Genomic DNA, 25,052 nt, shown 5'->3' on the forward strand with positions numbered 1-25,052 from the left:
TGCCATAATTGAGAAACTAGTGCACTTGGTCAATCAACATGAGCAATAAGATAAACGTCATCACCCTCCCTAAGGGAAACCCCTGTCAGATCATCGACAGTGCCTTCGATGACGAAGGCGGGATTATTGGTGCTCATCGACATGACTACTTTGAAATCATTTGGTGCTTAGATGATGTAGGCAAACAGGGCATCGATTTTGTCGAGTATCCGAGTAAAAAAGGGCGCTTTTTCACCATCGCACCGGGACAAGTTCACGAGACAGCCGAGCTCACTGACAATTATCGTATGATGATTTTCTCAACCGATTTTCTTGAGAACCGTCCGCGCCACCAGCGTATGTTCAATGCCGTCTTTCGCTCTCACGATGACCAACAGCCCTACTTTGATACCTCTGATGAAGGACTCGCCTATTTCGAGCCACTCTTTAGCCTGCTACTGGATGAATTCCACCAACCACAAGCCGATTGGGATCTGATTGAGTCACTGCTTACCAGTTTTTTGCGCTACTTGCTAAGATTTTCCATCGACACCGAAGACACACAGGTGGTAAAAGATGCTCGTATTACCAAGGTACTTGGGCTGATTGAAAGCCACTATCGCTCACAACGCCACGTTCAGTTTTATGCCGACGAACTATCCATTACCAGCAAACGCCTCAACGAGTTAACCAAGAAGCATGTCGGTAAGACCATTACCCGCCTTTTGCATGACCGAATCCTATTAGAAGCGAACCGAGACCTACTATTTTCCACTAAAACGGTAAAAACCATCGCTTTGGACTTAGGCTTTGATGATCCTTCTTATTTTGGACGCTTTTATCGAGGTCTAATGGGTGAGTCTCCGGCAGAATTTCGAAAACGGACGTCAAAATAGTACCAGATAAAGGTCAGTATATCCCTTTCTTAGCCCAGTTTTGGTAACGATAATACCAGTAATAGTGTTTGTATTACTTTCAACGTATTTTGGTTATCCATGAGCATAAATCTAAAGTCTGATCCGATTCAGAAATCGTTTATTCAGTATTTGTTGCCTGCATTATCGGGCATGGTCATCAAATCCATCTTCATAATGGGTGACGCTTGGTTTGTGGGCAAAGGCGTTGGTGCTGAAGGTCTGGGTGCCATCGCTCTCACAATTCCGGCGTACTCTCTTTTTTCTGCTATCGCCATGATGATTGGTATTGGTGGCGCAGCGCTGATGTCGATTGAATTTGGCAAGGGCAACCTCAAAATCGGTCAAACCTTGTTTAGCCAATCGATGCTAGCAACGGCAATTATTACCACGATTACTGTCGTGTCTGCGTTGATTTGGCTAGATGAGATCATTGCGCTCATGGGTGCCAGCGGCTACATGGCGCAGCTCGCGCACGATTATTTAGACGTTATGCTTAAGTTCTTCGTGCTCTATGCGTTGGCTTGGGTCACGTCTTGCTTTGTGCGCAACGATACCAACCCGAAACTGGCCATGTATGCCATGTCACTGGGCGCAGTAACAAACCTAGTTCTTGATTACTTCTTTGTACTTGAGTTTGGTTGGGGCATGAAAGGTGCCGCCTACGCGACGGCTATTTCACAAGGTGTCATTGCAATTGTTCTACTGACGCATTTTTGGCAGCAAAAAGGACAGCTACGCTTGAGCTTGGAAGGTTTAGGGCTAGATAAAGTCGGTCAAATCTTGAAAATCGGCGTTCCGACATTCTTTATCGAGATCACCTCTGCACTGACCATTTTGCTATTTAACTATGTGCTACTTAGCCAGTTTGGCGAGAGTCATATCATCGCTTACGGCTTAACAGCTAACGTCGGTGTGTTTGCGCTGTTTGTCATCGTTGGTATCAACCAAGCTTGTCAGCCAATCATCAGTTTTAACTACGGTGCCAGCAAAACCGAGCGCGTATACAGCACACTCAAGCTTGGACTGGTAACTTCCATTGGCAGTGGACTGTTATTCCTGTCGATTATCTGGTTCACAGCGCAAGACGTGGCACAGTTCTATTTGGGTGCAGAGAGTGAATTACTAGAGCTTTCCGCCACAGCTCTGCTGTTTTTCTTTTATGCCACGCCGCTTATGGGGCTTAACCTGGTCGTTGCCAATCTATTTCAAGCCATTGCCAAACCGAATCAAGCCACCATTATTTCGCTGGCACGCGGTTTTGTGTTTGTCGCGCTAGGGGTGGTTATTCTGCCAGGTCTGTTTCCTGCCAATGGTATTTGGGCAAGTATCCTGTTTGCCGAGGCCGCTACAGCACTAATCAGTTTAGTCTTACTGTTTGCCTTCCTTAAAAGGCAACAGATGAACCTGTCTGAAGCATAACGAGTGCAGCTCTCTTACTATCAACCTTGAACGTAAGAGAGCAATTTTTCACGTAGCCATAAATTGGCTTTGCTATTCTGCTCTCTCTTATGCCCCATCAGAACATAGCTTACCGGCAATGAGCTAAATGGAACCGGCAAGATCTGCAATCCAAACTGCTCGGAAAACTGCTTAGCCATATTCAAGCTTGTCATACCAATGCTTTCGCTGCTCCCGACTAACGCCATTAGAGCGAGAAGCGACTCACATTCTGCGGCGACTTTGCGCGGCTGAATATGTTCCTTGGTAAAATAGTCCACCAGAAAAATCTCTTCGCGGCGCAGTTTTAGTGTGATGTGTTTTTCTTGGTAATACTCCACAGCACTGATCGCCCCCTGAATTCGAGGATGCTGCTTGCTGGCTATCACACAAATCTGGTCTGAGAAGAACGGCTGAGTAAAATAGCTTGATGTCGAGGACTCAGAAAACTCAATCGCTAAATCGGCCTGCCTTAGATTGAGCTTTTCACGTAGTTGCGCTTCGGTAACAGTTGTCGGAGACAGCACAATTTCACAGTTCCCTAAACTTTTATCGGCTTCGATTTTCGGAACTAGATTAAGCATCACAGGTTCCGTGGCGTACACCACGAAACGACGCTTTCCCTCAACAGAAAACTCTTGGGCGTCATTCAATGTGTTTTCGATGGCTTCCAATGCAGGTTCTATTTGACGAGCCATCTCATGCGCCAAATGCGTTGGGGCAATTCCTCTCCCATCTCGAACAAACAGTTGTTGGCCTAACTGGTTCTGCAGCCGCTTAAGAGCACCGCTAACACCAGGCTGGGTAAGGTCGAGTACTTCTGCCGCTACGGTAATGGATTGAAAGCGATACACAGTTAAAAACACGCGCATTAGATTGAGATCAAAATCAGACAGTTTCATATATATAGCCAATAGTTATGTTTTAACTAAATTTATATGCATGTTTGGTTATGAGTCAAGCCGATATAGTGACCTTGTTTCCTGTTAATACTGTGATGAGGTTTTCTATGCTTCGAACGCTTACTCCTTCAACTATCGCTATCGCTGTTATGGCGTCATTCGCTGCTAACGCTGATTATGCAGGCCTTGAGGACTACCAAGGTAAACCTGCAAGCTCCCATACGCTGGAGGCCAATCAGACGCTTGCTTCTACACTACCGTGGCAAGACACGTCTGCATTTGACCGCACCAAACGTGGCCTTATCGCTGAATTTGGTACCCATGCTGCGGGTGAGCTTAAAAACCGATTTGAGTTTATGGCAGAGCTTTCTGTCGATGAGATTCCACCGACAGTCAATCCATCAATCTGGCGCCAAGGTATGCTCAACTATGCAGCTGGCGGCCTTTATGAAGTGACTGATGGCGTGTACCAAATCCGCGGCGCTGATCTCTCCAACATGACCATCTACCGTACAGACAATGGTTATGTGATTCACGATCCTTTACTATCGAAGGAAGCGGCTGCGGCCTCTTGGGACTTTGCCAAACAGCATCTACCAAAAATCAACGGTGAGCACAAAATCACAGGCATGATTTACTCTCACATGCACGCGGATCACTTTGGAGGCTCTCGTGGTGTCTATGAGTCTGGTGACTTCAGCGAAGGTGCGCCAATCTATGCGCCAAAAGATTTCATCAAGGAACTTGCTGACGAGAACGTGATAGCAGGTACCGCGATGGGACGCCGCGCCAACTATCAGTACGGCACAACGTTGGATAACGACGAAAAAGGCATTGTCGACAACGCACTTGGTCTGGGTACATCACGTGGAGAGGTCACGTTGGTAGCACCTACCACTGAAATCCAAGAACGCGAGAAAGTGATCACAATCGATGGTCTCGATTTCCATGCCATCAACATGCCTGGCGCAGAAGCACCAGCTGAGATCGTGCTTTATGTGCCTCAATATCGCTCTCTAAACACTGCTGAGCTGACTTACGATGGTATGCACAATATCTACACCTTCCGCGGCGCTAAAGTTCGTGACGCGCTGGTGTGGACTAAATACCTGACAGAACTAAAAATGCGTTACGTTGATACGGGTCTGGTCGACAACATCCACGCTGCGCACTCTGCGCCAGTTTGGAATGATGCGAATACGCCGCAAAATGAAATTGCCGATTACATGACACTCCAGCGTGACAACTACGGCTTTATTCATAACCAAGCCATGCGTCTCGCAAACCACGGGGTAACTATCCACGATGTGGGACGCGAAATAGAAAATCTGGTTCCTGAGTCTCAAAAGCAAACTTGGCACACTAACGGTTATCACGGCTCATACAGCCATAACGCTCGTGCCGTTGTAAACCTATACCTGGGATATCATGACATGAACCCAGTGAACACCAACCCACTGCAAACACAAGACAAGTCATGTGTGTATGTGCAAGCAGCCGGGGCAGATGTTCTATTCAACGCGGGCATGGAGCACTTTAAACATGGGGAGTATCAAGAAGCTTCTCAGCTGTTTAACGACCTGGTGCAATGTGACCCAAACAATGTGACCTACCGCTATGCGCTTGCAGACAGCTTCGAGCAGCAAGGCTATCAATCTGAAACCATGGCTTGGCGAAACTCTTACCTACAAGGTGCGGTTGAGCTTAGAACTGGCGAGATCCAACCTTCTATCAAGCTGGCCTCAGCAGACGTGATTGCCAATACACCAACGGGAATGTTCCTAGACTTCATTGCTGTTAGGCTTAATGCAGAAAAAGCCGAGCAAGCAGGTTTAGACTTTAACTTTGGTTTGTATCATCCAGATGTGGAAGAGCGATACTACGGCGAAGTGTCTAATGCCAATATGAGTAACATCGAAGTCGATACTCTACCGGAAACCAATGTAGAACTTATCATCCACAAATCGGATCTTACCCGAGTGGCACTTGGCCAGACATCACTTGATGAGCTGCTGAAATCAGGTCAAGCCGGTATCAAGGGCGACGCTGAACTCATTGGCAAGCTCGCGGCTTCACTCGATGAGTTTGATGGCATGTTTGAAATCTTACCTATGCCGAATAAGTAAGACGAATCACAAACGAAAAACCCAGAGCAACGCTCTGGGTTTTGTCTATCTGCGCAGGGCTCTTGTTATCTAAAACAAACATCTGCCCATCGTGCCAACCCTGCTGTAACCGAGCCAAAGTAGTTACCCGAGACTACTGGAATATTTGGCAGCACATCTTGAACCGCTTTGCGAAGAACAGAAGAACGTGCCGATCCTCCCGTCATGTAAATCACATCCGGTAACGTGCCCGCTTGTTGCGCCGCTTCTTTAACTAGAGCTTGAATTTTCTTGGTCGGATTATCAATCGCCGCCGCCATATCTGATTGGTTGATTTCAATACCTACATGTTCGCTGTAGAGATCGAGCATCGCTTTGTATTCGGCATTTTCTTCGAGCGCAATCTTGGCTTTTTCAGCCTCACGAATCACCGCATAGCCTAAAGTTTCTTGGTGCAAAGCAATCAGCCGATTCACTTTTTCAGGCTCCAACGCCTCTTTTGCCAGTAACCTTAGCTCTTTCAAGTTGTCGTGAGCATAGAACTTTCTTTGCGCTTGTACGTCGTTGATTGCAATAGGATTCCAGAACTGAGTCACGGGGATATCTAAGCCAGAAAGACGTTTCGTCCCCATACCAAAGGCATGCATAAAACGGCGAAATGCGATGTAAATATCCAAATCGTTACCGCCGACGAGCTGACCTGTATGGGCAATCAGCGATTGCTGTCTGTCGTCTTTTCCAACCCAGGATGGTCCCATCTGAATGTAAGAGCAGTCAGTTGTACCACCGCCAATATCAACTACCAGTACGTTTTTGTTCTCTGTCAGGGTAGATTCGAATTCAAGCCCAGCGGCGACTGGCTCATATTGAAATTCGACATCTTTAAAGCCAGCGCGATTTGCCGCTCGCAGCAAAATTCCTTCTGCTTGGAAGTTAGATGCATCGCCACCTCGTCCTAGAAAGTTCACCGGGCGACCGATGACAGTTTGCTCAATTGTCCTCTCTAGATTTGCTTCCGCTTTACGTTTGACGTTACTCATCATGGCGCAAACCAGATCTTCAAAGAATGAAAGCTGCATATCACGCAGCCCCATTGCACCTAAGAAGGATTTTGGGGACTTAATGTAATAGACATCTTTCGGATCTTCTAAATAGAGATTCAGAGCTTGCTCACCAAACAGCACATCGCTTGGGATCACCTCAATACCTTCTTCACGGTTCATCTTGACGGCACGGCGCAATACAGACTCACCAATGTCATTGGATGGACGAATGTCTAAACAGCGAAATAAGTATTCTGATACGGTTTCTGCTGTTGGTGCACAGAGTGTTGATGCAATGTAGCAGTTATCCCCTACAAGCGGGATTTGCTCAACGCTGCCATTGTTTAAATGCGCTACGGAGCAGTTTGCGGTTCCGTAATCAAAACCGATAGCCATAAGAATTACCTCAACACGTGAAAAAGGCCGCAAAGAATAGCAGCCTGACAATGAACTTCAAGCGCCAAACCGTAAACCCTGCACCAATAGACAGGTCAAACACAAAAATGGGGCTACGATCTGTCGTCGGAGCCCCATTCGCTTTGTTTACACTGTAAAACGCGCTTAGCCAAAGTACCTAGTCAAAGATAGCGATACTTTGACGACTAACCGCAACAAGATCGCCGCGATTATTCCAAATATTGGCTTGCGCGTGAGCATAGCCTTCTGCGGCTTGCCTTGTGTGGGACTGATATGCAAACCAATCTTCAGGCTGCACTGAGCGGTGGGGATGAATAAACTCCAAGTTCCACATCATGGTGCTGGCTGGTGCTGGCGTTCCCATCATCTGCAATACGCCGGGAGGCCAGGCATCAACCAGACAGATTAAATGTGCGTCTGAGATGGATTCAGGAGAAACCTTAAATCGCATCCAACCCCATGTATGTGAGTCTTTACTTGCAGTAAAAGGCAGGTGGCCACGGGCAAGTGCTAGGTCAATGTGTGACGTGTAGTTCGGTGCACCTTGCTCAATCGATGGAAATCTTGGTAGGTCATCGGGTACTGGCATGATGTGGTTATCGTTGTTGTTCACTACAATTTTGGACTCACGATCGGCACCAAAACAGCCCTGTTGGAACACCGCCACTTGACCATTTTGCACCAAACGCGCACTGAGCTGAGAAACGCTTTTGCCTTCCCTAAGAACCTCGACTTCAAAAGTGAACGGCACATCCACCAAAAGCGGGCCAACAAAATTGGTGTTAAGCGAGCGCAGCACACGCTCGCCAGTCAAGTGAGACTGCATCACGGTATACAGCAATGAAGCGGATAACCCACCAAAAACGGTTCTCCCCTGTCCCCATGACGCCGGGATCGACATATGTTCACTGGTTTTCGCACACAGCTTGGCTGTTGCGATTAATTCGTCGAAGTGCATCCCTACCACCTTATGTTAACACCTTGTTACTTAACAATAACTGGTCGGATGGGTTGCTGCAAGAGGTGTTACCTGATTTTGTTACATTTTACACACAAAAGGAAATAACATTCCGTTACCACAACAAACAATCCATTAACAAGAATCAATAGGCGGCTCTTTATTGACGAGAGTAGAACAATCATTCTACACTACAGGTAGTATAAACATTCTACCTGTATAGGACTTGTAATGTCACAACAACAAATCGCAGAAAACCTTGAACTTGCTTTTGCGCAAAAAGGATTCGCAGAGCCAAGTGTCGCTGAGCTAAAAACACTGTCTGGTGTGAGTATGCGCACCTTATACAAATACTTCCCTTCCAAAGAGAGTATGGTCGTTGGTGCTTTAAACCATCGACACCAACGCTACATCGCACTGTTAGAAGAGTGCGCACAGCAAAGTGGGCTAGATGCTACCCTTTCTGCCTTTGACGTTCTTGGTGGCTGGATGAAAGAGCACGCGCCGAAAGGTTGCCTATCGGTCAACGCGCTTGCTGCTTTTCCTGACAACGTGGAGATAAATTCAACCGTTGAACAACACAAACAACAGGTTATCGACTCTCTTGCCAAACTGAGTGGACACGAGGGTCTTTCAGATGCTCTATTTGTTCTGCATGAGGGAACAACAACCGCTTATCCCATTTTAGGTGAATCGGCGATTACCGCTGCCAAAGTAGCTATCACTACTTTGTTTTCTACCCATTCAACAAGCAACAAGAAAGGAATTCAACAATGAGCACGGTAATGACAGGCGTACAGCTGATTGGTCATGGCGATCTAGACCAGCTAGAACTCCGCAGCAATATTCCGTTACCTTCGCCAAAAGAAGATGAGGTTTTAATTAAAGTCAGTGCAGCTGGCGTGAATAATACCGATATCAATACGCGTATCGGCTGGTACTCAAAAGGCGACAACGACAGTGAAGATGCTGGGTGGGCTGGCAATGCGCTCAGTTTACCTCGTATTCAAGGTGCTGATGTGTGTGGTCATATCGTCGCAGTAGGTTCTAATATCGACGCTAGTCGCATCGGCGAACGCGTACTGATTGACCCATGTTTGCGTTATGTCGACGGTCAAAAGCTTGAGCATTTCTGGTACTTTGGCTCTGAGTGTGATGGCGGTTTTGCGGAGTATACGACCGTAGATGCCCGCCAGGCTTACAGTGTAAATTCAAGCTACAAGGACATTGAGCTTGCCTCATTTCCATGTTCATACTCCACTGCTGAGAACATGCTAACGCGTGCAAATGTTACCTCAGGCGATGTTGTATTAGTTACTGGTGCCTCTGGTGGGGTGGGCTCCGCAGCTGTTCAGCTAGCCAAAGCGCGGGGGGCAACCGTTGTTGCAGTTACGAGTGAATCCAAAGCTGGGACACTGCTTGAGATTGGCGCAGACAAGACGGTATCTCGGGGTCAAAACTTAGTGGAAGCGCTTGGCAATAACAGTGTTAATGTCGTGATTGACCTTGTTGCGGGACCACAATGGCCTGAGCTTCTAGAAGTCATGGCACCAAAAGGACGCTATGCCGTCTCTGGTGCGATCGGAGGCCCTCTGGTTGAGCTCGATGTTCGTACCCTGTACCTCAAGGATTTGTCATTCTTTGGCTGCACTGGACTCGAAGATGAAGTGTTCCCGAATCTAATCAGCCGCATCGAAGAGGAGCAGATTAAGCCACTTGTCGGCAAAACACTTGAGCTTGCAGAGATTAAGCAGGCACAAACTGAGTTTGTTGAAAAAAACCACATTGGCAAGATTGTTCTCAATGTGAGTGCATCTTAATCGCGTCTAAGAGTACATAAGGGCGCTTCTGCGCCCTCTTTATTTAATTATTTCTTTCTGGCTGGAAGCATATCCGTCATAGAGCCTTCCACAACTTCAGCCGCAAAAGCAAACGTCTCGGCCAGTGTAGGGTGAGCATGAACCGTATGGGCAATATCTTTCGCTCGACCGCCTAGTTCTAACACTGCGCCGGCTTCGTGAATCAACTCACCCGCGTTTTCGCCGCAGATACCAGCACCAATTAGTGTCCCTGTCTCTGCATCAAACAACGCTTTCGTCACACCATTGGTAGCATTCACACTCTGGGCACGCCCGCTCACCAACCAAGGCACCTTGCCCACACTGTATTGCACACCTTGTTCTTTGGCCTCTGTCTCGGTTAAACCGACCCAAGCAAGTTCTGGGTGTGTGTAAGCAACAGACGGAATGGCCGCAGGGCAGAACGTTGAATCTAAGCCAGCGATGTTTTCAGCTGCAACCTTGCCTTCATGAGTGGCTTTATGTGCAAGCATTGGTCCATCAACAATATCGCCAATGGCATACACATGACCCACATTGGTTTGCATTCTATCGTTAACTTTAACGCGCTCTTTTACGTCAAGTTCAACACCAAGCAGATCTAAACCAAGGTTGCCTGTATTCGGTGCTCGACCTACTGCAATCAACACTGCATCAAACAAGCTAGGTTCTGGGGCTTTTTTTCCTTCGAATGACACTAAGATACCATCTGGTTGAGCGTCCATTTGGGTCACTAAAGTTTTGGTTAGCGTTTGATACGTTTTCTTAGTTGCACGTTGCAAAGGTTGGACTAGATCTTTATCCGCACTTGGAATGATGTGGTCTTGTGCTTCTACGATTGTAATGTTCGATCCAAGCGCTGCGTAGACTTGTGCCATTTCAAGTCCAATGATGCCGCCACCTACGATAAGCAAACGTTCTGGAATAGACTCCATTGCCAGAGCATCGGTTGAATCCCAGATACGCGGATCATTTGGCGCGATAGCCAGTGAGATCGAGTGGGATCCCGTCGCAATGATGGCGTGCTTAAACTCAACAATTTGATCGTTCTCCCCCGTAACCGCGAGTGTATTGGTAGAGGTAAACTGCCCTTGCCCTTGAAGTCGCGTCACTTTGCGTGCTTTTGCTAGGCCAGCGATGCCTTTGGTAAGTTCGTTGATCTTTGATTGCTTATGTTCACGTAACGCCCCGAGGTCGATTTGGGGCTCGGCAAAGGTTATCCCCATAGATTGACCAAGTTTCGCTTGCTCAATCAGTGATGTCGCATGCAATAGAGCCTTTGACGGGATACAGCCCACATTGACGCACACGCCACCCAAAGTTTCTCTACTTTCGATAATACACACTGACAAGCCCAAATCTGCGGCTCGAAAGGCTGCGGTATAACCGCCGGGTCCACCACCGAGTACTGCAACATCTACGTTGATAGATTCCGTCATGCTGTTTCTCCTTGAATATCTGGTTGGATTTGCTGGGAATTTGCTAAGTGAGCCCCAGTATAGACTGGTTAAATGTCTGAGCAGTGTTAAATCTTTCGGCTAAGTGACCTAGGTTTCAAACTTCGCTTTATCTGTCATAAATAGTCGCTAGTATTAGCGCTCCCATCAATGGCAAAAGAATCACACGATTAACAATGCGAATCAAAGCACTCATCACTATTGCGGCGCTTACCCTTTCTGGTTGCTCTTCCTATCAAATGAACCAACTAGGGTTTCGATCATCTCCCGTTAATGTTTACCCAAACTATATGGATACGATTGAGCTTTGTGAGGTCGCGAACGGTTACCGCCCTACCAACCAAACCATCGTTTCGGTAGGAAGCGAACAATCAAAGCGAGGACTGACCCATGATCGTTGTGACGAACTAGTCAAAGAACTCTATTTCAGCCGTTTCATTAAGAGCATTAAGATCACCCGTCCAGAAACGCCAGCAGAGCCCGTCCCGACACCTCTGCCAGCCAAGCCTCTACCACAACCCGTAGCCAAACCTCAATAGTGCCATTGTCAAGATGCAGGTTTAATGAAACGAGGTTGGCTTGTGCTTACGATAATTGTGCGACGTAGCAACCACATTGCGAATGTTGCAAGCATGATGACCAGTGCGCCGATGGCAAAACCTAGCTCTGTAAGTTGATAGTTCGCTAGATACGCAATAACAACGTAACTCGCGCTTTGCAAAGCGGTCGAAAACAATTTCATTCCGCCATCAACTCGGCCTCTGACTGAATTATCAACCTCATGATGGAGTTTATTGACTCTTGCAATACGGTTAGTCGCGTTAAACACTCCGATAAGCAGAGCCACTAACACAATGGATAACGGTGACAATGTCATTGTCATCACACAAAGCAGCACGCTGATGGATGCCATACTCACCAACATAAGCTGTTGATGGCTTACTTTATTCATTACTTTGACGATCATCAGTCCACAAACCATGGCTCCTACGCCGTAGTTTATCTGCCACCAAGCAAACCACTCACCGGATTGTTGATTCTCTGAAAGGTAGATAGGAACCAATTTTGCCAAATACGTCATCATGGGATAGCCCACACACGATAATGCAATGAAAGCGAAGAATCGCGGAGATTGGCGGAATATACTCGTTGATTCACGCAGTTGCAGGTGGTACGGAGTCCTTTTCTGCTTCGACGAAAAAGATCGATGCCGGATAGCAACAAAACACATCAAGGCGACGAGGGACAACGATGCAGCTAGCAGAGCAAACTTCTCCAGTGACCACAGTTCCAACAACCAAACACCCATACCGCCAGCACTCAAGGTCGTGATCTGCATGACGATCTCTTGCTGACTGGAGATACGGCCATATTCGCTCGGAACATAAAGCTCTTGAGTAAACGCACCATTTGTTGCCCATGCAAGATCGCTCGCGATCCAAAACGCGACTAGGCAAAAAGCGAGTACCCAAACTGAAGATACGCTGTGGTCATTACCTAAATGCGAACGGCTAATCACAGTACCAGCTATCACGACACTGCTGCCCGCAAGCAGTTGTATCAATTGGGTCAGCGCTAAAATACGCTTTCGGGGATAACGGTCTATTGCCGTAGCAATAAGCGGGGTTAGTACAAATGACATTATCGTACAGACCAAGGTCACGACAGCCAAAAACGTTCCATTACTTCCCTGCTTGAGAATAAACCATGGTAACGCCATCAACATCATTCCCGATGCGATACCATCAAACATCAACCCTAGTAGGTGTAGTCTTCTATTCTTTTCCATTCTGTTTCTTCCCTAACCTTGTGACTGATCTCAAGGTTAAAAGCTCAATATAACTTGAGGTCAAGCTATAATTACCTAAAAGATAAGGAGTAATTATGGAGCTTTCCGTAGGACAAGTTGCAAAGCGCGCGGAAGTCGCCGTTTCTGCGCTGCACTTTTACGAGCAAAAAGGGATGATCACCAGTTGGCGTAATCAAGGCAATCAAAGACGGTATGACAGTTCGGTACTGAGGCGAATAGCCGTGATAAAAACGGGTCAGCAATTAGGGCTTAGTTTGGAAGAAATTAAACAGGCGCTATCCAGTTTACCGCTCAATCGAGCACCGAGTCAGGAAGAATGGCAACAAATGGGACAAGTCTGGCGATCCATACTGGATGAAAAGATTTGGCTAATGACAAAACTCAGAGATGAGCTTGGCGAATGTATTGGCTGTGGCTGCTTATCATTGTCTAAGTGTCGACTGCGCAACCCACAAGATGCCCTAGCTGATACGTTAGGGAACGGCGCCACGCTATGGAAGCAGCAAAAGTGAGATGCGCTTGACTGAATTGCAGAAGTCTTACGCATTCGCATCTGATTAAGTTACACCAAGATATCTTCTTCTTTCAATTTAGGCGCGAAGGTAATGGTTTGTTTGTTAAAGCTAAAAGTTGCCGGCCCGTGTGTGGAGCGAGTCGTCACCTTCTCGTCATCAAACTGAACAGTAACGCGGGTATGAGTTTGCATCATTGACTCGACGGTATTTAGCTCTAGTTTCGCATACAGCTCGAGCTCGATGCGTTCTTTCTCTTCATTTAGCGCATCTAATGCCTCAGTATCGGCACTATTAAGCGCTGCAAGCTCGGCATTTTGCTCATCACTTCGGCTAGATTTAGGGATTTTCTTAAGCTCAATCTCACGCCTGATGGCGATCATTTTACGCTCTTGTAGCTCTGTGTAGCGATCTTGCAATTGCTCAAGCTTCTTAGCGTAATGTTCATAGTTAGCAAACGCTTGAATGTAGGTTGCTGTATCGCCTTCAACACCAAGGTGATGACATTGAACCTTACCGCCAACTTTTGCCTCACCGCCACTCAATGTGCCCTGCTTCTTGTTACTACCAATCACCAACAAATCGCCAGAGCAACGTATGTCGTTATTCAGACTATGTACAGTGAAGTGAATGTCGCCCTTGGCTGTGATATCCGCAAACTGTGCGTAGTTGGCAACGACGTCACCTCCAGACTCCAGTCTACAAGATTTCTGCTCACCATCATTAACATTGTGGCCGATAATACCTTTCGCGACAGTAATATCGCCTTTTGCTTTAAGAAATGCCGATTCAACAAAACCGCCGACGGTGATTGTGCCAGTGGCTGTCACTTCCATGTTAGGCTCTACATTGCCAGAAATCACGACGCTGCCTTTAAACTTAATGTGGCCTGTTGAGATATCAACGTTACTTAGACAAAGCGCCTCGTCTATTTCAACACCGGAGGCTTTGATGATTGGCATACCGGACATCGTAGACAATAAAGTGTTCGGGTTGTCTGGTGAGAAACGAGTGCCTGCACCAGGTTTTAGAGGTAAGTCTTTTACCGCCCTTGGTGGGATAATGGCGCCAGTGACGGTATAGCCATTTTCTCCAGATATCGCAGGAATACGTCGCATCACTTGTTCATTTTCACCAACGGTGACGACAGCGCCCAAGTCACGCATATCGACTTTGCCGTTGGGGCCTGCTTGTTGAGGTTTTAAAACTCGCTGCTTGGGATCGGCAACCAAAGGAATGAACTGGGCATCTTTGCCTTCTTTGGGACGCTTACCTATCGCAACGGGCTGGGTGTACGTTTCGCCTTTTTTCAACTGCTGACTGAGCAACAGTACCTTTTTAAGCGCTTTCTTATTGAGGCCTTTCACGACTCGAGCGTTGGTTAAAGCAGAGATAATGTCATTCGGGGTTAAAGCTTCGCCTGCGTACGCACCAGTTACCTTAATACTCGCCAGCATATCTTGCTCAGTGAGTACCACTTCTGCGGTTGCGTTACGTATTTCCGCGAGCGTCATGCCCGAGAATGCTTCCCCCTTTGCCGCTTGCGCCGATTTGATAAATTGGTTCACAGCGCTGTCATCTACCCAGAAATCTTGTGCGTTGATTTCCTGCAGCGCATTGCCAAGCAAAGTGAGCTCCAACGCCAAACCTTGTTCGTACTCTTTAGGCAATCGAGCGATAATTTGTTGCTTATCTGAAGAGAGAGATAGAACACTTTTCCACATGACTGACGACCACTTCCTTATGCGAACTCACGCTCGCAGAAACTAGTTGCGAGTGTGATCATGCTTCAATAACTCATTCTATCTTAGTGAAGTCTCACTACTGAGACTACCTTTATCAACGAAAACTACGGGAGTGCTCACGGTAAATTGTTCAATAACTTGAACGTGATTCTAGAATGAGATGCTCTATCGAATAGGACTGTGTAGATTGTTTGATGCAATTTACAGTGTAAAAATGAGCAATGATGAATTTACACTGTAAACAGTCTTGTCGTTTACAGTGTAAATCTGGCGGTCGAAAGCACTGAGTCTATTTACACTGTAAAACAGTCAACAGTTGAGAGAGCTCTTCACGAAATGCTTGCTCGGCTTGTTTCTTGCCAGCAAAACCAAAATACTCCGCAATCGCAGTCCAGCTCCACTCTTGAGCAACAACTGCGACAATGAGCAGACTCAGATGACCAGCGTTAAATGACAATGCCAACGGAAGCAACGGCGCCAAGAACGGCCGAACCGAATTAAAACTGTTCCCTCCTCTTGCATAGTTTGATACCAAAGGGGAAACAGAGATAGACGACAAAGACTTAGACTCTGCGCTATTCATTAAAGATAGTGCAAGCGATGGTTCAACATCTTGGGCATGCGAGCGAAGAGCAAAATATAGGGAGCCATTAAACTGATTGCGTGCTTCATCTATCCATTCAACACTATCTGCAGATAGAGGCCGAATGAAAGTACTGCTGAAAGTGCCGCTTGCTTTATCTTTCGCGCTACCAATTCGAACAGGGCCAAACTCATTTGCTTTCCAGAAACGGACAAGCTCTGTTGTCGCGCCAAAGTTTGTAGCTAGATAATCAACATCGCCTTTCGCCACTTGAGACAAGGCGCTCAACATTTCGGTTCCTAACCCTTTACCTTGCAACAATGGGTGAACCGCAATACGCATTACGCGAAAGCAAGTTTGCAACGCAGCAGCCGATAGTCCTAGGTGGTTTGATAATTCCATTGGAACCAGGTGCCCGGCCGGACGAGCTCGACCTAACTGAACACGCTCGATGAGTTCGGTGTCTAGCTCCCCTTCCCTGTTCACCAAGAGACTGCCAACAACGATATCATCGTAGCTCATGATATACAGCTTCATGGTTTTATTGTTTAGCAACCACATTAGGTCATTCGGCGAAGTTTGATAATGTGCATTAACCAGCAAAGCGAAAGCCGCATCGAGACACTTACGATTAGAAGACGCGCTTGCTGAATCGAAAGATTCCCAAGTTAGAGCTTCTCGTCGGATCGGTTCTGTAACCATAGGCTTTGGCAAAGAAGTAAGCTCTGCATTTAGCAAAAACGTTGATGAAGCCCACGGCTCCAACAAATCAAACTGGCTCCAACGGATTGGCGTGTCGAGATGGTAGCTCTTAGTCCCTTTTCGATTCTCAGTTAACCACGGCAGAAACTTAACACTGAAACCGCGACCACATCCTTCATACCCATGTATGGTGGTACTAATGACCATTCGGTGATAGTGCTCCACCATCTGTTTTAACATCGAGATGGGTAGTGCAGCAGCTTCATCCACGTACAACAAATCACAGTTTGGCTTAGTCTGTAGCAGTTCATCTGGCGCGATAAACTCAAGTGTAACGCTAGAAGCAGATAAACTCTGTCCAGCCAACTCACTGTTAAAATGCGCTAGCGCCGATACCACCGCCGTTTTGCTTGGTGCGGTAATCAAAACGCGAAGAGGCCGGTAACCATTGAACCTTGCAGCAGCAATACCCAGGGCGCTGCTTTTCCCGCGGCCGCGATCTGCCGTTAGAACAAGCGGGCGTTTTCTGTGTCCCGAGACAACATGATGAATAAGCTCAACGGCTTCTTCTTGCTGTTCGAATCGATTAATAGCGCTTTTAGATGCAAGCGATGTAAGACGGGTTTCATCGTCTAAACAAAAACAACTCGGCTGTGCCACTTCTAAGCTGCTTTCTTCAAGCGTTGGCAACTCAGATATTGCACCTACAAGCCAAGGATGGAGTGACGACTGTTCAGACTGAAGCAAAATAAGCAATCCACCGCCAACCAAAGTCCCAAGCGCAGCATTAAAACTGTTAGCGTCAAACTGCTTATCAATGGTGACCACTAACAGCTGCGTATCTTGCCCTAAAAGACGTTTACCTTGATTGGGAGGAATATTAACTAGCCCATCAATTTTCGTTGAACCGATATGGAATCGAGATGGCAAAGGAAAGTGGTCAACAAAATGGGAGAGCAAAGTTTGCTGCCATTGTGACTCGCCTTTTAATACCGTTACAGCGCGTACAAATTGAGCCTGAGCGAGCTGCTGTAATTGAGTTATCGAGCTTAGCTGTGAGTTAATACGATAGGATAAAGAGTGATTTGCCATGGCGAAGTCATTGTTAAAAACCTTGGCCAATCTTAGCACAAAAAAATACCCCGCTCTTGCGGGGTATTGTAGTTGAATTTATTGCATCTTTTGTTTCAGAAACTCTAGGATTTGTTCCATGGTCTGGTCATCGACCTTTTTCAGGTTAATCGCTAGGTTTGGCCCCTTGCGCGTATAGCTTGCACGGCCTTTAACTAAATCAATCTTAGTCACTTTGGCACGCTTTGGTGGCGACAGCTCATGGATCCAGTTTTCTAGTGTTTCAGACACATCTTTAGTGATACGAGCGACGCCCTGCGCGTGGCTAGTTTGCCAAACGAAACCATCCGACTGCTGACAACGATCAATGAGTTTAGTCTGGTTGTCTTTGTCGAGTTCACTGAATTGCTTGTGTAGTCTAACAATCGTTGGGCGACCCAAGTCGCTCACATTTGGATACGCTTGAAGTAGTTCTAATGGCAAGTCGGCGGCCTTTAGAGCACCACTGACTAGTGCTTCGCTACACTGGAACATTTTTGCTAATGCTTTCTGATCATCTGCTTCACCATTTTCAAGTTTAGCAAGCATCTCTTTTCCTTTCTCATAAAGTGAAAGAGGCTTATGAGCATTTGCGACGTCAGAAAGGAACTTAGCGTGTTCAGAGTTAATGTTTTCCGCAACGTAAATCAAAAACTCTTTTTGCGCCAAAATACATGACATACGACGGCGACTACCATCCAATACCTCGATGGTACCATCAGCTTGACGGCGACCAACTGCTGGGTATTGCTGACCTTTGTCGCGCAATGTTGCCAATACATCTGACAGTGCATGCTCGTTTAGAAAGGATTGCTCACGCGCGTTTTCTTGGAAAACAAACGTGTTAGCTTCTACTTCATTTGCTGGAACGCGAACCAATTCAAACGACACAAGTTCTTCACCCGCTACAGACAGTTCAATCACTTGTGCCTGCTCTTTTGCAGCCGTTTGTGCTTCTTGTGGTGTCGTTGCACGTCGTTTATTTGCTTTACCAAATAGCTTGGCGTTTAATTCTGAAGTTTTAATTGCCATTTCTTACATTACCCTTGATTCAGTGAAGCCCAGTTGCTGTGCAATACTCTTTCTAACTCTAGTGCACTTTTTTGAACAGCGTCTTGAGCAACCGCCAACGTTTTCTTACCACCCTCAAAATCAGACGCCGTCAAATCGAAAACCGTGCTGTAGGTGTCAGCACAAGTCTCAAATGCGCGGCTTCTTGGGATGGTGGCCATCATCACTTGGTCGCCAAGTAAGTAATTCATTTCAGTTAGTACCGACACTTGCTTCTTGTTGTCATCTTCAAACATAGTAGGCATTAGACGAACAAACTCTAACCCCTTCCAGTCTTCAGGGAACATCTCATAAACCGTTGGCAAATGCTGGAAGAAGTTGACTGTCGACGCCCAGTCAAGGCGCTTTGCGGCACATGGAATTAGCAGTGCATTCGATGCGTACATTGCATTCCATACTAATGGATCTACGTGAGGACCGGTATCAATCATAATGACATCGAAGTCTTCAGCAATCTTGTCGATCAGCTTCTCTTTTAGAAGTTTAACGATGTCGAGAGATTGGCTTTGCGACAGCGTTTGCCATGCTTCAGCGTTAAACATGGCATCTTCTGGAAACGCAGATACCGTTTTAAGATTTGGATATTGCGTTGGCAGTAGTACGTTACGACGAAGAAACTCTAAGTCAATCTCTGTACCTTCTGGGACATTTTCCAACATTACATCAACCGCAGAATAGATATTCTCATGGTCAGCAACGCTGATTTGCGGGTTTAAGAACAAACGAAGTGAGCCTTGTGGATCAAGGTCAATTAGACAAATACGGTAACGTTTGTCTAGGTTCAACGCTAAGCAAGCCGCCAGGTGTACAGCACTCATCGACTTACCCGTACCACCTTTTTGGTTCTGTACGTTGATAATCCATGGCTTGTTATTAGCGCTATTCTTGCGCTCGTGGAACTTAGGCACACCTGCCGCATCCATTAACATATGCGCTTCTTGCAGCGAAATAGAGTAATGATTAGCGTTGTTTTTCGTAAACTGATGACCGCCCTGCTCTATTTTACTGATGGCATCGTCCAGCTTTCTACGAGTTAGACCAGAGCGCGTTTCCATCATCGCTTTTGACATCGCTGGGAAGTGATCATCACTGCGCTCTTCCAAAACGATTTCAATACGATCCGCTTGCACTTGCTGAGTTTGCTCTGCAAGTTGGTAGAGATTGTCTATTGTTTGTTCTCTTTTCATACCCAAGTTCCAACCAAGTAACCTAATTGTTTATGTACAGCAATATCGTACAATCTCAAGAAAAAGCTGTCCACTCATCTACATAGATTATTTACATTAATTTGACTGGCATCTAGCTCTATGATGATTATTTGCGCAAAGTATCACCAAATAGCGAGTATTTCTGTTAATAAAGTACCCTGAAAACTAAAAACTTTTAAAGTGTTACCGTGTCACTCATTTACAATGTAAAGACAACTTCTATCGGAACGATACAACTTGGCCTATAAATTACGGAGGTTGCTCATTTGAAAACAAATTGAGAACAGCCACTTACATCTAAGCATTGATGAGACTCAGAATTTGACTGTTCTGAGTAAAGAGAAAAGCATATCAACCACAAGATAAATCAGCATTGGAACAATGATCAAGGGATTACCTTGATCATTGTTTCGGGAAACAGCTAGACGATGAAAGCATGATCAAGGAAAATTCTCGAATGAAAGCAACTCGACTTAACCCCAAAGGATGATCATCTTTAGCGGAACAATGATCAAGTAAATGAGCTTCACGGAAGCATGTAAAATCTCGGTTAGATTACGGCTTAAGTCCCGCGAAGCAAAGGATAGTGCTCAAATTGGCGTATAAATAGACATAAATCGAAACACGGCAGTTACTGGGCTGAATCACTTGATCATAGTTCCGCAGATGCCGTAACCAAATATGTAACAACAATACACTATCCGGATTCGATGACTTAAAAAATTGCTTGTATTACAAAGCGACAATTTGATTATTTCTTCTTCAATCACACACCACTTGATCATGCTTTCGGAGTAAAACTAGAGGATTGACCAAGATATTCTCTAATCTACACACAGCTTTTCTACCATTTCTGTGGATAACTTGTCACTAGATGATGATCATTGATCCGAAGCTATGATGATCAAGCTTTCAATAATGCGGTGATCATGCATTCGGGACAAGTTGATCATGCTTTCAAAATATGATGATCATGGTTTCGTAATCGTGTTGATCATAGTTCCATAGGAGAGCTTAGTGATTTGCTTTAATTTCAGTGGCTTAAAGGCATTTTATTTCACAGATCATAAGATCACTTAATCAAATTAGATCAGTATAATCATAAAGATCAGTCTTTTTGCCAATAAACAAAATAGCGCTTTATTTATGATCCAAATTTCATTATCCTATGGAACAATATCGAATTTACGGATAATGTGATCTAGATCCAACCATGAGCAGTGAAGATAAAATCTTGATTAGATCCCCAAGGGATCACAAAGGCGGACACCTTTTTGAAGTCACGGAAACAGCCGTTGATTGGATCGAACAATATCAACATTTCAAAGGGGTAACCAAAAGCATCCTTGAGTTAATGAATCTAATTTCCCTACGCGGATTCAGCTCTAAAGACGGTTTTGTTTCAACAACCGAACTGATTGACGCAACGGATGGCAAGTTGACTCGTGCAGCGATTCAACAGCGATTACGTGCCGCAGTAAACATCGGTTTGTTCAGTCAGCATGGTGTAAGATTTGAAGAAGGATTGGCAGGTAAGACGATGCTTCATCGCTTCATCAATCCCAATCAACTTGTGTCAGTACTTGGTGCAACGAGTTTGGTGACAGAATCCGTTAAACAATCCGAAAAGCAGAAAAAATCCAAAGCACTTGCTCAAACTCAAGTAAACAAACGCCTTCTCAACGAGCACGGTTTATATACGCCACCAGCTATGCGTGATGAAGCGGATCAGTTTGTTGTCTCCCCCACAAACTGGGCAGGGATCATCGATCAAGCGCTCGCACCACCTAGAACTCGTAAAAGTTATCAGAAATCAATGGTCTCGATCTCCGGAACGAAAGCCGTGATCGAAACACGTTCTTCCAAGAACATCATGACTGTTGATGATCTCATGACACTATTTGCGTTGTTTACTCTTACTGTTCAGTATCATGATCATCATCATGAGGAGTATCATCTTGATGCGAAGCACGTGCCTAACAAAACGCCACTCTACATTACTGATATCCTGTCATTGCGTGGCAAAAAAGACAGTGGTCCAGCGCGTGACTCGATTCGCGATAGCATCGATCGAATTGAATTTACCGACTTTCAGTTACATGAACTGACCGGGCGTTGGCTCAGTGAAAACATGCCGGAAGGCTTTAAAAGTGATCGCTTTAGATTTTTAGCCAGAACGATCACTGCATCTGAAGAAGCACCTCGCGAAGGCGCGGATGGTGAGATCAAGATCAAGCCAAATCTTTACATTTTGGTATGGGAGCCATCATTCTATGAAGAGTTGCTTACTCGTGACTATTTCTTCTTGTTCCCACCAGAGATCTTGAAGCAGCACACGCTCGTTTTCCAACTCTACTCATACTTTCGTAGCCGTATGGCTCGTCGTCATACCGATTCATTGATGCTGACAGATTTGAATCAGAAATTGGCGCGCAATATTGAATGGCGCCGTTTCTCAATGGATTTGCTGCGCGAACTTCGTAACCTTGCTGAACATGTGGAGTCTCCGAATAAGTTTGATGTCAATTTATGGGGCTATCACTTGACGCTGACGTGCCACGATCCCGATGCAAAACTGCCCGATTTCCAAGTCGATATCCGCTGTGACGTGGAAGAAGTGTTGCGTTATTCACGTGCTCGTACCACCAATGCGGGCAAACGTAATATGGCTCCAACGCTACCTAACCCACTACGAAATGAACTCGTGACTCGCAAGCAGCTCGATGAACTGTCGTCCATCATTGATGGTGAGTTTGAGCCTATCCAGCGTAAAGCGCCCTCTCCTAGAGGCAATTTAGGCCGTCGAGTTAAGCAACGTAAGCATTTAGTAGAGATCAATGCAGATGAGATTACCATCATTCTATCGAAGTACACCTCACCAGAGGCTCTAGAACGCAGTGTAACCGCTTTGTCTGCCATGACGGGTCATTCTATAGCTTCGATAAAACAAGAGTGTTCTGAGCTCATGGAGAAGCTTGATTGGTTGCGTGTAGATGGGGATATCATCGCTTATGAGGTACTGAGCCGCGTGGTAGAGCTTTATAATTCTCGTCAGGAGAATAAGCACCTATCTATCGAAAGGTTGATTTCAGCACTCGCGGTACGTAAGAAAGTATGTAAACAAGTGCACGAAGGCCATATCGATGAGTCGGTGTTCCGAGTGTTGGACGAGGTTTCGGTTTAACGATTTCCAATAGTGAAAAACCTTGTTACATAGGTTTTTAGTATTGATGGTATTTACACATAACGCTGACAGTCAGCTGACATAATAGACAGTGCCTCTGGCTATTATTTATCCCGAATAGACAACCTTTTGTCCTTTCTAATGAAATAAGTAGATTGGCTCATATTGTTACATTCATTCTGATATATTTTTTTGCGAGTTCGTTTGGACTCGCTTTTTTTTATCAAAAACTCACCATTATGCTCAAAGTTGCATTGGGCTTAAGGGCAATAACATCAAGGGACTGCGTTAAAAAAAGGAGATCTGGATCAAGTCAATTTTCCGAGGTGGAATCTCCTAAATGTACTGCCGTCTTTTGCGGATTTCAAAGTTTATAAACTCCTTTCTAATACTTCTGATGAGAATTTCCGAGCCAATCACATTCTGACTCAGTTTTTCTTAACAACAATTTTGTCGTTTGCTACAGATTAGGTGTCCAGACATGGTTCATCAGGAGGTAACAATGTCCATCAATTCAATCGACCATGACCAAATGACATCCATCACCAATAAGTGGGATCAATCTGAGGACTTTCAAGAGGAATCTCGTCCTGCAAAACAAGCGAAATCCGCTGATGCACGACGCCGCATTGAAGCATTAAGAGAAATCAGAGAGAGTGGTCTATCGCTGGAAGAAGCGAGAGACCTAGGACTCATCCACTAAGCTACGGTTGAGTAGCGATGGAGCAAAAGAGTAGGGTGGCAGGCATAAGCCACCCTTAATTCTATCTAACACCTAATTTCGGCGTAATATCAAAGCGTGTAGTCACGGCTTTCATTTGAGTTTGCTACACCAAGGGTGCTATATTCTCAGCCTTGCCACACTAACCGATATAGAGAACCATGTCGTATAACCTTTCTTTGCTTCCCCCTGCCGAAAAAAACAAAGTGGAACTTGATAAGCAAGCCTCTTATGTTGTGTGGCAAATGAAGGAAGCCAAAGCTGGCCCTGAAGCGATTCGCGAACAGCTAGAACGCATTCAGGATGACGCTGAAAAAGCATGGTTTGAGGCGTGTGTCGACAAATACAAAAAGATGATGGGAGTGATGTAACACTCTTCGTTGCCGCATAGAATTGAATTGTGACGACGATTTGCTAAAATCCTCCGCGTTAAATTGAATTAGAGAGAACATCCCAATGGGAAGAAGTTTTGAAGTGCGCAAAGCCTCAATGGCGAAGACACAAGGCGCAAAAATTAAAGTTTATTCCAAGTACGGTAAAGAGATTTACGTTGCTGCTAAAAACGGTGGTGCCGATCCTGAAATGAACCTGTCGCTTAAGCACCTGATTGCTAAAGCAAAGAAAGATCAAGTTCCAGCGCATGTTATCGACAAAGCGATAGACAAAGCCAGCGGTGGTGGTGGTGAAGACTACCAACCAGCACGTTATGAAGGTTTTGGTCCAGGTGGTGTGAGCGTGATCGTTGACTGTCTAACCGACAACGGCAACCGTACTTTCCAGGATGTTCGTCAATGCTTCGTTAAGACGGGCGCTAAAATTGGTAGCCCTGGCACCGTAGCACACATGTTTGATCACCAAGCTGTAATCCAGTTTAAAGGCGACGATGAAGAGTCGGTACTGGAAGCTTTAATGATGGCCGACGTTGATGTGACCGATATCGAGCTTGAAGATGACGTGATCACGGTATTTGCCCCTCACACTGAATTCTTCAAAGCAAAAACAGCGCTGACTGCTGAGTACCCAGAACTGACGCTAGATGTAGAAGAAATCACTTTCGTGCCACAAACGCACACTGCAATCGCTGGCGAGGACGCGGAGAAATTCCAGAAGTTCCTTGATATGTTAGACGACTGTGATGATGTTCAGCAGGTTTACCATAACGCTGAGCAATAATTAGGGCACTTTACCCCTAAATAGTGATGAAAAGGAGCGAACTTCGGTTGGCTCCTTTTTTGGATCTTGGGGAACGCTAACTCGGTCAAATTTACAAAACTCTCCCCACTACCGAGTGTGTGGTTGTTAACACTTTTATCAACCGACACTGCTCGATAGGCACAAAATTTCTTACTGTAT

At 45.8% G+C, this 25,052-nt stretch carries 20 protein-coding genes; 11 read left to right on the plus strand and 9 right to left on the minus strand.

The window, feature by feature from the left end:
• Positions 1 to 38: 38 nt before the first annotated feature.
• Positions 39 to 875, plus strand: coding sequence for a helix-turn-helix transcriptional regulator (locus PG915_RS19290; protein ID WP_353500019.1), 837 nt, complete (start codon positions 39 to 41; stop codon positions 873 to 875).
• Positions 876 to 974: 99 nt separating this feature from the next.
• Complete coding sequence (locus tag PG915_RS19295; RefSeq protein ID WP_353500020.1) at positions 975 to 2,315, plus strand: MATE family efflux transporter; 1,341 nt, start codon at positions 975 to 977, stop codon at positions 2,313 to 2,315.
• 20 nt (positions 2,316 to 2,335) lie between these two features.
• On the opposite strand, the gene PG915_RS19300 is transcribed toward PG915_RS19295, so the two are convergent.
• Positions 2,336 to 3,235, minus strand: a complete 900-nt coding sequence (locus PG915_RS19300; RefSeq protein WP_353500021.1) for a LysR family transcriptional regulator — start codon at positions 3,233 to 3,235, stop codon at positions 2,336 to 2,338.
• Positions 3,236 to 3,342: 107 nt separating this feature from the next.
• On the opposite strand from PG915_RS19300, the gene PG915_RS19305 reads away from it, so the two are divergent.
• A complete protein-coding gene (locus PG915_RS19305) occupies positions 3,343 to 5,361 on the plus strand; it encodes an alkyl/aryl-sulfatase (protein ID WP_353500022.1) in 2,019 nt (672 codons plus the stop codon).
• A gap of 65 nt (positions 5,362 to 5,426) precedes the next feature.
• Here the strand turns inward: PG915_RS19305 and yegD are convergent, their stop codons facing one another.
• Positions 5,427 to 6,779: a molecular chaperone gene (yegD, locus tag PG915_RS19310; protein ID WP_353500023.1), complete on the minus strand. Its 1,353-nt coding sequence runs from the start codon at positions 6,777 to 6,779 to the stop codon at positions 5,427 to 5,429.
• Positions 6,780 to 6,957: 178 nt separating this feature from the next.
• On the minus strand, positions 6,958 to 7,758 hold the full coding sequence (locus PG915_RS19315) for an acyl-CoA thioesterase (RefSeq protein WP_353500024.1): 801 nt from the start codon (positions 7,756 to 7,758) through the stop codon (positions 6,958 to 6,960).
• 231 nt (positions 7,759 to 7,989) lie between these two features.
• Here PG915_RS19315 and PG915_RS19320 point away from each other — a divergent pair, with 231 nt between their 5' ends.
• Both PG915_RS19320 and PG915_RS19325 read left to right on the plus strand, forming a co-directional pair.
• Complete coding sequence (locus PG915_RS19320; RefSeq protein ID WP_353500025.1) at positions 7,990 to 8,535, plus strand: TetR/AcrR family transcriptional regulator; 546 nt, start codon at positions 7,990 to 7,992, stop codon at positions 8,533 to 8,535.
• Positions 8,532 to 9,578: an alcohol dehydrogenase family protein gene (locus tag PG915_RS19325; RefSeq protein ID WP_353500026.1), complete on the plus strand. Its 1,047-nt coding sequence runs from the start codon at positions 8,532 to 8,534 to the stop codon at positions 9,576 to 9,578. Before PG915_RS19320 ends, PG915_RS19325 begins: the two co-directional genes overlap by 4 nt.
• Before the next feature lie 47 nt (positions 9,579 to 9,625).
• Here the strand turns inward: PG915_RS19325 and lpdA are convergent, their stop codons facing one another.
• Positions 9,626 to 11,035, minus strand: coding sequence for a dihydrolipoyl dehydrogenase (lpdA, locus tag PG915_RS19330; protein WP_353500027.1), 1,410 nt, complete (start codon positions 11,033 to 11,035; stop codon positions 9,626 to 9,628).
• 194 nt (positions 11,036 to 11,229) lie between these two features.
• On the opposite strand from lpdA, the gene PG915_RS19335 reads away from it, so the two are divergent.
• The gene (locus tag PG915_RS19335) at positions 11,230 to 11,592 is read left to right on the plus strand and encodes a hypothetical protein (RefSeq protein WP_353500028.1); all 363 of its coding nucleotides are present in this window, start codon (positions 11,230 to 11,232) and stop codon (positions 11,590 to 11,592) included.
• A gap of 8 nt (positions 11,593 to 11,600) precedes the next feature.
• Here the strand turns inward: PG915_RS19335 and PG915_RS19340 are convergent, their stop codons facing one another.
• Complete coding sequence (locus PG915_RS19340) at positions 11,601 to 12,842, minus strand: MFS transporter (RefSeq protein ID WP_353500029.1); 1,242 nt, start codon at positions 12,840 to 12,842, stop codon at positions 11,601 to 11,603.
• Positions 12,843 to 12,937: 95 nt separating this feature from the next.
• Here PG915_RS19340 and soxR point away from each other — a divergent pair, with 95 nt between their 5' ends.
• Entirely contained in the window at positions 12,938 to 13,375 is a 438-nt protein-coding gene (gene soxR / locus PG915_RS19345) for a redox-sensitive transcriptional activator SoxR (RefSeq protein ID WP_353500030.1), read from the plus strand.
• Positions 13,376 to 13,425: 50 nt separating this feature from the next.
• Here soxR and PG915_RS19350 read toward each other — a convergent pair whose 3' ends face one another.
• The 4 genes from PG915_RS19350 to PG915_RS19365 form a co-directional block, all read right to left on the minus strand.
• Positions 13,426 to 15,099: a DUF342 domain-containing protein gene (locus PG915_RS19350; RefSeq protein WP_353500031.1), complete on the minus strand. Its 1,674-nt coding sequence runs from the start codon at positions 15,097 to 15,099 to the stop codon at positions 13,426 to 13,428.
• A gap of 310 nt (positions 15,100 to 15,409) precedes the next feature.
• On the minus strand, positions 15,410 to 17,497 hold the full coding sequence (locus PG915_RS19355; RefSeq protein ID WP_353500032.1) for a GNAT family N-acetyltransferase: 2,088 nt from the start codon (positions 17,495 to 17,497) through the stop codon (positions 15,410 to 15,412).
• A gap of 78 nt (positions 17,498 to 17,575) precedes the next feature.
• Positions 17,576 to 18,547: a ParB/RepB/Spo0J family partition protein gene (locus tag PG915_RS19360; RefSeq protein WP_353500033.1), complete on the minus strand. Its 972-nt coding sequence runs from the start codon at positions 18,545 to 18,547 to the stop codon at positions 17,576 to 17,578.
• Between the two features lie 8 nt (positions 18,548 to 18,555).
• Positions 18,556 to 19,773 carry a ParA family protein gene (locus PG915_RS19365; protein ID WP_353500034.1) on the minus strand — a complete coding sequence of 406 codons (1,218 nt, stop codon included), beginning with the start codon at positions 19,771 to 19,773 and terminating at the stop codon, positions 18,556 to 18,558.
• A 1,234-nt stretch (positions 19,774 to 21,007) separates the two neighbouring features.
• Between PG915_RS19365 and PG915_RS19370 the strand changes: the two genes are divergently transcribed.
• From PG915_RS19370 to PG915_RS19385, 4 genes are all read left to right on the plus strand, one after another.
• Positions 21,008 to 22,978, plus strand: coding sequence for a replication initiator protein RctB domain-containing protein (locus PG915_RS19370; RefSeq protein WP_353500035.1), 1,971 nt, complete (start codon positions 21,008 to 21,010; stop codon positions 22,976 to 22,978).
• A 502-nt stretch (positions 22,979 to 23,480) separates the two neighbouring features.
• The gene (locus tag PG915_RS19375; protein WP_353500036.1) at positions 23,481 to 23,681 is read left to right on the plus strand and encodes a PA3496 family putative envelope integrity protein; all 201 of its coding nucleotides are present in this window, start codon (positions 23,481 to 23,483) and stop codon (positions 23,679 to 23,681) included.
• Between the two features lie 179 nt (positions 23,682 to 23,860).
• A complete protein-coding gene (locus tag PG915_RS19380) occupies positions 23,861 to 24,070 on the plus strand; it encodes a DUF3283 family protein (RefSeq protein WP_338167070.1) in 210 nt (69 codons plus the stop codon).
• Between the two features lie 85 nt (positions 24,071 to 24,155).
• Positions 24,156 to 24,872, plus strand: a complete 717-nt coding sequence (locus tag PG915_RS19385) for a YebC/PmpR family DNA-binding transcriptional regulator (protein WP_353500037.1) — start codon at positions 24,156 to 24,158, stop codon at positions 24,870 to 24,872.
• The last annotated feature ends 180 nt before the right edge of the window (positions 24,873 to 25,052 follow it).

This window comes from Vibrio sp. CB1-14, from assembly GCF_040412085.2.
GTDB classification, from domain to species: domain Bacteria; phylum Pseudomonadota; class Gammaproteobacteria; order Enterobacterales; family Vibrionaceae; genus Vibrio; species Vibrio chaetopteri.